The sequence below is a fragment of the Lactobacillus sp. genome (assembly GCF_051873315.1).
Lineage (GTDB): Bacteria > Bacillota > Bacilli > Lactobacillales > Lactobacillaceae > Lactobacillus.
In genome coordinates, this window is record NZ_JBJEES010000043.1 from 1 (window position 1) to 11185 (window position 11185).

Here is an 11185-nt window from a genome sequence, read left to right on the forward strand (position 1 = left end):
TTTAGTCATGAAAATAACCCCCGAAATTAGTGTCCTAATTTCGGGGGTCATATCATATCAATTTTGGTAGTACGGTTCTTTTTTATATTTTTCTGCTAAAAAATGATTAGTTCTTGAAGCTGTGCACTGGGGCTGGAATCCGTCCGCCGCGGTTGATCATCGCCGCGCTGGATTCCTTGTGAACAGGCATAATTGGGGCATAGCCGAAGAGGCCGCCAAATTCAATTGAATCACCGACATCCTTGCCCGGTACTGGAATTACCCGGACAGCCGTGGTCTTGTTGTTGATCATCCCAATGGCTGCTTCGTCAGCAATCATGGCACTGATCGTTTCAGCTGGCGTATCGCCAGGCACGGCAATCATGTCCAGACCGACTGAGCAGACAGCGGTCATGGCTTCCAATTTGTCGACCGTCAAAATCCCCTTTTCAGCCGCCGCGATCATCCCCGCGTCTTCTGATTCCGGAATGAAGGCACCTGACAGACCGCCGACATGGCTGCAGGCCATGATACCGCCCTTCTTGACGGCGTCGTTCAACATGGCTAAAGCTGCCGTGGTCCCGTGGGTCCCCACGCTTTCCAGACCGATTTCTTCCAAAATGTTGGCTACTGAGTCGCCTTGGGCTGGAGTTGGCGCCAAAGACAGGTCCACGATCCCGAAGTCAACGCCTAAACGCTTGGAAGCTTCCTGGCCGACCAATTGGCCCATTCTGGTAACCTTGAAGGCCGTCTGCTTGATCGTTTCAGCTACCACGTCCATGGATTCGCACTTGACCTTTTCCAGGGCCGTCTTAACCACGCCAGGGCCAGAAACGCCGACATTCAAAGCCACGTCGCTTTCGCCGACCCCATGGAAGCCCCCGGCCATAAACGGGTTGTCTTCGACCGCGTTGCAGAAGATGACCAGGTTGCCATTGTTCAGCGGGTCGATCTTTTCGTTTTCAATTACGATCTGACCCATTTCCTTGACGGCATCCATGTTGATCCCGCTTCTGGTTGAGCCGACATTGACACTGGAGCAGACTCTTTCAGTTTCCTTCAAAGCTTGGGGAATTGACTTGATCAAAACCCGGTCGCCATTTTGGTAACCCTTGTGCACCAAAGCTGAGAAGCCACCGATCAAGTCAACGCCGACCGCCTTAGCTGCCTTGTCCAGAGTAACCGCGTACTTAACGTAGTCGCTGTCACCAGAAGCTGCCGCGATCAAAGAAATTGGCGTAACCGTGATCCGCTTGTTGGCAATCGGAATCCCGTATTCAGTTTCCAGTTCTTTGGCTACCTTGACCAAGTTTTCTGCCTTAGTCGTGATCTTGTCGTAGATCTTCTGGCAAGCCCGGTCACTGTCTGAATCAATACAATCCAAAAGCGAGATCCCCATAGTCGTTGTCCGCAGGTCCAGGTTCTCGTTGTCGATCATATTGACCGTTTCCATAATCCGCCGCAAGTCCATTATTCAAGACCTCCGCTCAGTTCGTGCATGGCCGCGTACATCTTTTCGTTCCGGATGTTGATTTCCACGCCCAGTTTCTTGCCCAGTTCCTTGAGTTCCGCGCTCAAGGCGGAGAAGTCAGCCTCATCGCTGACGTCAACGACCATCATCATGGTGAAGTAGCCGTTCATGATCGTCTGGGACAGGTCCAGAATGTTGATGTCTTTTTCAGCCAAAAAGCTGCTTACGCCGGCAATAATCCCGGTCTTGTCCTGGCCGACGGTTGTCAAAATTGCTCTCATCGCTTGCCCTCCTGCTTGCGATTATATCCTCGTTAGGATAAAAATATAAAATAAATTTGATTTAGATTAAAAACTTATGGTTTGAGTATAGCATCTTTTAAATTGGCTGGGTAGTCAAAGCCAGCGATTCCAGCACATCCAGAATCAGCTGGACTGTCTCCAGGCTGGAGAAAACCGGAATATGGGTATTCAGAGCCTGGTCCTTGATCTTGATTGAGTCTTCCACTGCCGAGTCTGACAAATTGACGACATTGACCACCATTACGATCCGGTGGGTCCGGATTCTTTCCAAAAGGTTTCTCGACCCTTCCTGGATCTTGGCGATAACCCCAGTGGTAATCCCCGCTTCAGCCAGAATGTTAGCCGTCCCTTCCGTGGCCGTGATCTTAAAGCCCAGGCGGGCAAAGCGCTTGGCCAGGTTGGCCACTTCCTGCTTTTCTTCATCACTGACTGAGAAGAAGATCGTCCCATAGCTCGGTATATGCAGGTCGCTGGCTTCATAGCCCTTGTAAAGGGCTTTGGACAAAAGGCTGTCTCTGCCCATCACAGCGTCAGAAGACTTCATCCTGGAGTCAAAAGTATTGTCTGAGCTGTAATTTAGGTAGGAGAAGACCGGCATCTTCACGTGGATGAATTCGTCAACTGGCCAGACTTCATTCGGATAGCCTAAATCAGCGATCTTTCTGCCTGCTAAGACCTTGACCGCGTATTCGACCAGGTCCTTGTTCATGGACTTGGACAAAAAGGCCAGGTTGTGACCAGCATAGGTCTTGATCTGGAGCAGGTAGATCTCGCTGCCCTTGATCAAAAAGTGGAGGTTGAAGATCCCCCGGATCTTGAAGCTGCGGATCAGCTTGACCGTTTCCTCTTTCAGCTTTTCGGCATGTTTCTTGCTTAAATACTGGGGGCCAAAAACAGCGATTGAGTCTGAAGCGTGCGACCCCGACTGTTCCAGGTGCTCGACGATTCCTGGAATAGTCACGTCTTCCCCGTCCGTGATGGCTGTAATCTCATACTTCATCCCCGAGATAAACTGGGAAATCGTGTAGTCATCAACCTGGTTTTCCCGGAAGTATTTCTCCAGGGCCGGCTGGTCATAGACTACGGCCGACTTTTGCTTGCTCTTTTGGTGGTAGCCCCCGACCAAAACCGGGTAGCCCACCTGGGCCACAAAGGCCAAAACAGCTTGGTAGTCGCTTGTTGCTAAATAAGGCACCCGTTTGACGTCAGAAATCTTCCCCGTATCTAAATGGCTGATTGGTAAAAGCCGGTCGATATCGTGCTGGCCAAAAATCTTCAGACCATGGCTCATCAATGGCAACCGCAAAGCTGACACCTGCTTGCCGGAGAACTGGGTGACCACGTCAGTGATCCCCTCTTCTTCGCAGATGGTGATAATGCTGTCCAGGTTGATCGGCTCAAAATAGACCCGGTCTGCCAGGTGGTAGTCCATCGAGGCTGATTCAGCGTTGTTGGACAAAAGGACCGTCTCATAGCCCTCTTTTTTCAAGGCCGCCAGGGCATGGTAGAGCATGTAGTCAAACTCACTGGTTACCGAGACCTGGAAAGGCGGCATCCCCAGCAAAAGGACCTTTTTCTTCTTTGGATCCTTGGCAAATTCCAATTCGCTTTCGACCCCGTAACTCTGGTAGTAAACCTTGACTTTCGGCTGGTAGACCCCGGCGCTGTCATCAATTGCTGAGAATGACGGCCGGACATCTTTTTCATTGAGCAAAGGGAAAATGTCATGGACGTCCATCTTGGTCAATTTGGCCAAAAGGTCGCTGGAGAAGCCCCGGATCTTGGCCTTTAACAGAAGGTCATGGTCTAATTCATCCGCGTGGGCGATGTCCCTGCCGATCTTGACCAGGTAGCGTAGCTTCTGGTAGTAGACTGGATGAATGTTGAAGACGCTGCTTATGGCCTGGTAGTCGATCCCCTGGCTAAGGGCAGCCAGCAGCTGGACCAGGTGCATTTCATTGGGGTGGCGGAGGTCATCTAAGATTACCTCGTCGCTCTTCTTCCGTTCGTTGATAAAAGCGGTCCACAAAACTTCCAGGTCATTGCTGGAAATCAAGGCCTTGAAAAAGGCACTTTCAAAATTCCGCCCGATCCCGACCGCTTCCCCAGTTGACTGAGTGTGCTTGCCCAGCTGGTAGTGGTTATAGCCAGTTTTGGCGAAGGACCAGTAAGGAATCTTGATGCTGACCGTGTCAGAGACAGGTTCAATAGCCGCGCACAGGCCGGTCGCCGGGTCAGTGACTTCATTCAGCCGCATCCCGATCGCCAGCTTGGCCAAAACATAACCAATTGAATACAGGCTGGTCTTTTGGTCCAAGACCGCTGTTCTGGTCAAGCGAGGCTTAACAGCCAGGAGCTTGTAGACCATGTCCATATCTCGGTGGCTGATGGCAAAATGGACGCTCAAAAAGCCGACCAGCTGCAGCTTGTCCGCGATTTTGCCAGCTTCCGCCCGCAAGACCTGGATCTGGTCATTGTTCATGGTCAAAAGCGGCTTGATCAAGACCGAGTCGCCTGAGTCGATCCCGACCGGTTCCAAAGACCCAGTTGCCCCGACAAAGCAGAGATTGCCGTCCTCATCACGGAGCAGGTCCAGGATGACCTCTTCACAATTAGACAAGTCTTCCGTCATCCGGTAGCTGGCTGGGTGGAAGTCCTTGTCCTGGCTCTCCTGGCGCAGGTACTGGGCTAAATCCCGGCTGCTCTTGAAGGAGATGTGGTCATCGCGCTCAAAGTAGTATTTCTTGGTCAGAAGAATCGGGAAAGAGAGCTTGTTTTCCAGCTGCTCTTGCAGGTGCTCGTCGTATTTTAAGCCCAGGCCGTCTAAAAACCAGGTCTGCCCGACTGGCAAATGATTGGCTTCCAAAAAGCGGGTCCGCTTCTGCGGATTGGCCATGGAGATTGCCTTCTCATTAATCGTCAACAGCCGGATCCCCATCTGGTGCAGAATCCCGTCAGCCTGCAGCTTTTTGGTCACGTCCAGGGCCATCAAAGAACCGAAAGCGGTCATGATCGCGTCGGGCTCTTCCATCCGGAGGATCCGCTTCAAGAAGTCCAAAGTCATCGGCTCCAGGTACACGGTCAAGCCCGGCAAGGGGTCCGTCGATACGCTGGCCGGATTGGGGTTGACCAGGACCACCTGGATGTTTTCTTCCAAAAGGGCCTCAATGGCGCTCTTAGTCAAAAGGTCCGTGTTGGCCACATTGCCCACCAGGGCTGAGCCGGCACCGATAATCAAGATTTTGTTTAAATCATTTTCGCGTGGCATTATTTCACCAGTTTCAAAAAGTCGTCAAAAATCACCTGGGCATCTTCCGTCCCCGGCGCTCCTTCCGGGTTGAAAGCCACTGCCAAGAGCTGCAGCTTGTCATTGCTGAAGCCGGCCAAAAGCTCATTGTGCAGGTCGAAATACTCTTCATTGAAGGTCATGGCCGTATCATCAGGCAAAACCAGCTGGCCAATGTTCATGGCCGTCTGCCAGATCTGCCCGCTGCTCTGCCCGATCACCGGGAAATTGGTCCCGTTCTGGTACTGAGGCAGGTCAACCAGGCTGAGGTCCAGGTAAGCCGAAATGGCCAAAAAGCCCAAACCAATCCCCAAGATCGGCAGCTTGCCCAGATATTCATCTAAAATCTGCCGCAAATATGGCAAAACTTCTTTGGCCTGGCTGGGGCCGTTGGAAATGATGATCCCGTCCGGCCGCAGGCTCTTGATGTCGCGGACAGTCGCGTTATATGGCAAGACATTGGCGTTAACCTGTCTTAACGAAAGTTCCCGCAGCATGGAGTGCTTAAGGCCCAGGTCGATAATGGCAATGGTCTTGCCGACATTAGGCGCGGCATAGGCGTTCTTGGTTGAAACCAAAGAGCTCTTGTTTTTCGGCAACACCAGGGCTCTGATCTGATCAAAGGCATGGGCATCATTTGTATCCATGATCGACGCTTTTAAGGGGCCCAGGTTTTGCAATTTCCTGACCAAGGCCCGGGTATCAACGTTAAAAATTGCCGGCACTTTTTTTTCTTTCAAAAAGTCGCCCAAAGACTGGAAGCTGTCATTGTCGGTGATATTCAAGGCAATGTCGTTAGCGATAACGCCGCGGACACTGGGCTGAATGCTTTCATAGTCAACGGCGTTGATCCCGTTGCTGCCGATCATCGGGGTGGTAAAAACGATGATCTTGCCCGCGTTTGACGGATCGGTCAAAACTTCCTGGTAGCCGTAGTTGCTGGTCTGGATGGCCAGTTCCCCCGTCGAGGTAACCATCGCCCCGATGCCGTCACCGGCATAAGAGCTGCCATCTTCAAGAATAAGGTAGCGTTTCATTTTATTTCACCCGCTTTTGCCGCAATTCTTCAACTGTTTTCTGGAAAATTTCCGGCGGCTGGACGGAAAATTCCAGCCACTCCCCGGTCCTTGGCTGCTCAAAGCCCAGGGTCATGGCATGCAAGAACTGACCCTTGCCAGGCAGAGTCTTTCTTGGCCCATACAAGGGGTCGCCGGCCAAAGGGTGACCGATATAGGCCATGTGAACCCGGATCTGGTGGGTCCGGCCGGTTTCCAGCTGGCATTCAACCAGGCTGTAGCCCTGGTATTGTTCTAAGACCTTGAAGTGGGTCACCGCGCTCTTGCCCTTTTCAACGACGGCCATCTGCTTGCGGTCCTTAGGATTGCGGCCGATCGGGGCATCAATTGTCCCCTCTTCTTCAGCAAAATTGCCATGAACGATGGCCAGGTACTGGCGCTTGTTGGACTTGGCCGCCAGCTGCTTTTCCAGTGATTCTCTAGCAGCAGCGTTTTTGGCCACCATCAAGAGGCCTGACGTGTCCTTGTCGATCCGGTGAACGATCCCGGGTCTGAAGCCTTCCGGGCTATCTGCCAGGTCCCTGGTGTGGTAAAGCAAGGCGTTGACCAAGGTGTGGCTAGGGTGGCCGGCGGCCGGGTGAACCACCATCCCCTGGGGCTTGTTGACCACGATGACGTCTTCATCTTCATAGACAATGTCCAGGGGGATATTTTCCGCTTCAAGCGCCAAGGGCTCTAACGGCAAAACGGTGACCTGAATCAGGTCACCTTTCTGCACTTTATATGAAACTTTGCTCTTTTTGCCATTGACCAGGACTTCGCCGGCCTGGACCAGTTCCTTGATCCGGCTTCTGGACAAATCAGCCATTTCTTCTGCCAGATACTTGTCCAGCCGCTGGCCGCTTTCTTGCACGGTCAGTTCATACTCACGGTTCATCCTAGTCCTCCCTTTCAATGAATAACAGATAGCTGAAGATTAAAATCACGCCAACGGTAATGGCGGCATCAGCCAGGTTGAAGATATTGAACTGCACAAAGTCCAGCTGAATCATGTCGATGACATACTTCAAATGCAGGCGGTCAATCAAGTTGCCGATGATCCCGCCCAATACCAAAACCAGGCCCGACTTGAACATCCAGTGGCTGTACTTCTTGTTGAAGTAGTAATACAGCACTACGGCAATAGCGACAGCGCTGACTACATAGAAGAACCACATCTTCCCGGACAAAATGTTCCAGGCCGCCCCATTATTCTGAATATAGGTAAAGGAGAAAAGGCCCGGCATCACGTCGTGGACTTCGCCCAAACGGTAATTTGTGACAATATAATACTTCAAAGCTTGATCAGCTGCCGCGATCAAGGCAGCGATCACTAATCCAACTATCTGCATAATCCTCTTTTCTAGAACAAACCGCTGATCTTGCCGGTTTCGTCCACATCAATATCCAAGGCAGCCGGGTGCTTTGGCAGGCCTGGCATGTCCAGGATGTGACCAGTTGAAACGACCACGAAGCCGGCCCCGTTGCGGAGGCTCAAGCCCTTGACATGCAAAGTAAAGTCAGTAGGAGCCCCTAATTCCTTGGCATTGTCGGTAAAGCTGTACTGGGTCTTGGCAATGATGACTGGCAGCTTGTCCTTGCCCATCTTCTTCAGCTTGGCCAGCTGTTCTTTGGCCTTGTCGGTGTATTCCACGTCAGCAGCGTGGTAGATCCGCTTGGCTACCTTTTCAATCTTGCTTTCCAGGTCGTCATCCATGTCGTAGCTGCGCTTGATTTCGTAGTCGCTCTTATCTGCCAGTTCAACGATCTTTTCAGCCGCTGCCTTAGCCCCCTTGGAGCCTTCGTCATGGGCAGTCACGATTTCGCATGGGAAGCCTTGTTCTTCAATCAATGACTTGAGCAGGTCAAGTTCTGCTTCAGTATCAGTTGGGAACTTGTTGATGACAACCAAAACCGGGATCTGGTATGAACGGACATTGTTCATGTGCCGGTCCAGGTTAGCGAAGCCTTCCTTCAGTGAGTCCAGGTTTTCTTCCTTCAAGTGGTCGGTTGACTTTTCTGCCTGGTACTTCAAAGCACGGACAGTAGCAACGACAACGGCGGCATCTGGCTTCTTTTCCAGCTTGGTTGAAACGAAGTCCAGGAACTTTTGCCCGCCAAGGTCTGAACCGAAGCCGGCTTCACTTAAAACGTAGTCGCTGAGGTGCAGAGCCAGGTTGGTTGAAAGGATGGAGTTGTTGCCATGGGCAATGTTGGCGAAAGGCCCGCCGTGCACGAAGGCTGGGGTGTGTTCCAAAGTTTGAACCAGGTTTGGCTTCAGGGCAGTTGACAAAAGGGCGGCGATAGCGCCTTGGAAGCCCATGTCCTTGACGAAGATTGGCTCATCCTCGTAAGTGTAGCCAACCAGGATCTTGCCGATTCTTTCCTTCAAGTCCGCGATGTTCTTGGACAGGCAGAGAATGGCCATCAGTTCGTGGCCCACAGTCAGCTGGAAGCTGGCCGGACGCTCTACCCCGTTGAACTTGGAACCTTGGCCGATCGTTACCTTTCTCAAGGTCCGGTCGTTGACGTCCAGGCCGCGCTTGATGACGATCTTTTCCGGGTCCAGGCCCAATTCGTTGCCTTGGTAGATGTAGTTGTCAACCAAAGCTGACAGGTTGTCGATGGCTGAAGTCAAGGCATGCATGTCGCCAGTAAAGTGGAGGTTGATGTCTTCCATAGGAATGACTTGCGCGTAGCCGCCGCCGGCAGCCCCGCCCTTCATCCCGAAGACCGGGCCCATAGATGGCTCTCTTAAGGCGATCACCGTCTTCTTGCCCAATTGGTTGTTGATGGCATCCCCGATCCCGATCGTCATCGTGGACTTGCCTTCCCCGGCTGGAGTTGGTGAAATTGAAGTCACCAAGATCAGCTTGCCCAGGTGGCCGTTTTCTTCACTGCGCTTGATTGCCTGCCAGTTGACCTTGGCCTTGTCATAGCCGTATGGTTCAAGGTCTTGGCTGGTCAAGCCCAGCTTGGCCGCAACGTCAGTAATAGGCAATTCTTCTGCTTCTTGCGCAATTTCGATATCTGATTTAACCATTTCTGTCACGCTTTCTCTTAAAAACAAGATAATCAATGCTTTGATGCTTGGAAACCCGCGCCCGATAGACTTCAAAGCCACGCCAACTAGTCACCAATTCTGGTTTTTCCTCCAGGACGAACTCCTTCCGGTATGGCAAGCGCAAGCGCGTCTGGCCGTCAAAAGAAATGTAGGACTTTTTCCATGTAAAAACAAGCAGGAGCAAGAAGATGATGCCGGTTATCACAGTCGGCGGGTTGATGAACTGGCTGCCTTCCAGACAAAAGATCACAGTCAAAAAAAGCACCAGCAAGAGCCAACTGTAATAAATAACGCCAAGGTCTCCTAAAAAGATCAAATGTTTTTTCATGAAAAACTCCTTGTCACTAGATATCTAGATTATAGCAAAAAAGCAGGGAAATACCGAGAAATACGAAAAATATTTTTAACTGTTGTTTTTAATATTCGGTAATCAAGTTATAATTAAGGCTTAAATCGAATTTGTCTAAAAAACGATCGGCTTTTCACCAGGCCAAATCCAACTTTTGGCTTGACTGAGTGCTCTCGTAAAGGGAGCTGATATAACTTTTCATGCTAGGCATGGCCGCCAGCAAAGTTCGGTAAGCGCTTGACCGGTAAATTGCCGCGATTTCTTCTTGGCTCTTATAGCTTTGTCCGGTAAAAAAGTCCCAGTGCATCTTTTTGAGCAGGCTGGCTGCTTCCGGCAGGTCGTCTGCCGCCCCTTTCAGAAAGTGCTGGCGAATGAGCAGGTCATTGCTTTGGTCAAAAACTTCCTTCAGATAAGCGTGAAAATCATTGAAGGGAGCAAAAGCTTTTTCTTCAGCCGTCAAAAAATTGTCAATGTCAAAAGACTGCCGCTGGTAGCTAAGAGAATTATCAGTCAGCTCAACTATCCCATAGCCCTGGTCACTTTCCGCGAAACAGGATGAGACCACCTCGGGAACCGGTACCCAGCCGGACATAATGTGCTGGGCATGAATATGGCCGGAAAAGGCGCAGCGGACCGGATACTGACTGAGCAGCTGGATAATTTCACCGGCATTATTCAGTTTAAAGCCGTCATGAACCACTGAATTATGACTGTAGAGGTTGTGGTGCATGAAAAAGAGGACATCTTGACCATTACTTTCAGCCTCGTCCAATTCCTGGCTCAGCCAGCTTCTTTCCCCATCATCAATGGCCCCGCTGGTCATTGGATGGGTATAGGAAAACTGCTGGCTATAAAGGTTGGAATCAAGCAGAAGTAGCCGCCAGTGCCGGTTTAAGTTGACTGAATATGATAAAGAGCCTGGGTCCTGGCTTGCGGCTAAGTCATAGCTGGCGGAAAAAATTTTCTTCCAGTCAGCCGGTGAAACCTGCTCCACCCGTCTTTCCTCGCTGCCGGCAAAACTCCTGGCCCAGCCGTCATATATGTCATGGTTGCCAGGAATGACCAGCAAAGCAATGCCAGCTTCTTTTAGGGGGGCAAAAATCTCCCTCAGCCTTTCTGCCGACCGCTTGGCCCCGTTAAAGGTCAAGTCCCCGGTGATAACCAAGGCGGCTGGCTTTGCCTGCAGGACTTTTCTGACAAAAGCCCTTAGGGCCAGGTCCTGGTAGGCAATATCCTTGCCGGCACTAGTCCGGCGCATCTCTAGAAACCGGCTGCCAAAATCATGCAGGTCATCCGCAATTAAGTGCGGGTCTGAGATCAGCCAGAAGTTTGGCTGTTCACTATCCGTGATCGTCTTCATCAGCTTGTCTCTTTTTCATTACTTGCGCTTAGCCCAGAACTGGTAGTAGTCAACCCGGAGGTTACCATTGTAGAGCTTGCGCTTCTTGCTGGCCTTTTGTCCAAAGCACTTTTCAAAATCCGGGTCCGCCGTCAGATAGTACTGGCTGAAAGAAGTAAGTGGCCGCAGGACTTCCCCCATTTGCCGGTATAGTTCTTCCACCCCCTGCTTGTCTTTCAAACGCTTGCCGTATGGTGGGTTGGAAACGATGACGCCGTTTTCCAGGTCGGTGGTAAAGTCCTTGACCGCGACCTGCTTGAAGCGGATATCCTGCAAAACC

At 51.4% G+C, this 11185-nt stretch carries 9 protein-coding genes and 1 pseudogene; all 10 read right to left on the reverse strand.

Annotated features, from left to right (window positions below; genetic code table 11):
* Window positions 1-106 precede the first annotated feature (106 nt).
* A complete protein-coding gene (locus ACI32D_RS02415; protein ID WP_439775060.1) occupies window positions 107-1450 on the reverse strand; it encodes a PFL family protein in 1344 nt (447 codons plus the stop codon).
* Window positions 1450-1731, reverse strand: a complete 282-nt coding sequence (locus tag ACI32D_RS02420) for an ACT domain-containing protein (protein WP_439775061.1) — start codon at window positions 1729-1731, stop codon at window positions 1450-1452. Before ACI32D_RS02420 ends, ACI32D_RS02415 begins: the two co-directional genes overlap by 1 nt.
* 97 nt (window positions 1732-1828) lie before the next feature.
* Window positions 1829-5020, reverse strand: a complete 3192-nt coding sequence (locus tag ACI32D_RS02425) for a carbamoyl phosphate synthase large subunit (RefSeq protein WP_439775062.1) — start codon at window positions 5018-5020, stop codon at window positions 1829-1831.
* Window positions 5020-6075, reverse strand: a complete 1056-nt coding sequence (locus ACI32D_RS02430) for a carbamoyl phosphate synthase small subunit (RefSeq protein ID WP_439775063.1) — start codon at window positions 6073-6075, stop codon at window positions 5020-5022. Before ACI32D_RS02430 ends, ACI32D_RS02425 begins: the two co-directional genes overlap by 1 nt.
* A gap of 1 nt (window position 6076) precedes the next feature.
* Window positions 6077-6991: an RluA family pseudouridine synthase gene (locus tag ACI32D_RS02435; RefSeq protein ID WP_439775064.1), complete on the reverse strand. Its 915-nt coding sequence runs from the start codon at window positions 6989-6991 to the stop codon at window positions 6077-6079.
* Between the two features lies 1 nt (window position 6992).
* Complete coding sequence (lspA, locus tag ACI32D_RS02440) at window positions 6993-7445, reverse strand: signal peptidase II (RefSeq protein ID WP_050952378.1); 453 nt, start codon at window positions 7443-7445, stop codon at window positions 6993-6995.
* Window positions 7446-7456: 11 nt separating this feature from the next.
* The gene (locus tag ACI32D_RS02445) at window positions 7457-9136 is read right to left on the reverse strand and encodes a formate--tetrahydrofolate ligase (RefSeq protein ID WP_439775065.1); all 1680 of its coding nucleotides are present in this window, start codon (window positions 9134-9136) and stop codon (window positions 7457-7459) included.
* Complete coding sequence (locus ACI32D_RS02450; RefSeq protein WP_439775066.1) at window positions 9129-9485, reverse strand: hypothetical protein; 357 nt, start codon at window positions 9483-9485, stop codon at window positions 9129-9131. Before ACI32D_RS02450 ends, ACI32D_RS02445 begins: the two co-directional genes overlap by 8 nt.
* Before the next feature lie 154 nt (window positions 9486-9639).
* A complete protein-coding gene (locus ACI32D_RS02455) occupies window positions 9640-10866 on the reverse strand; it encodes a metallophosphoesterase family protein (protein WP_439775067.1) in 1227 nt (408 codons plus the stop codon).
* An 18-nt stretch (window positions 10867-10884) separates the two neighbouring features.
* Window positions 10885-11185, reverse strand: a pseudogene (locus ACI32D_RS02460) (class I SAM-dependent RNA methyltransferase); the annotation flags it as partial.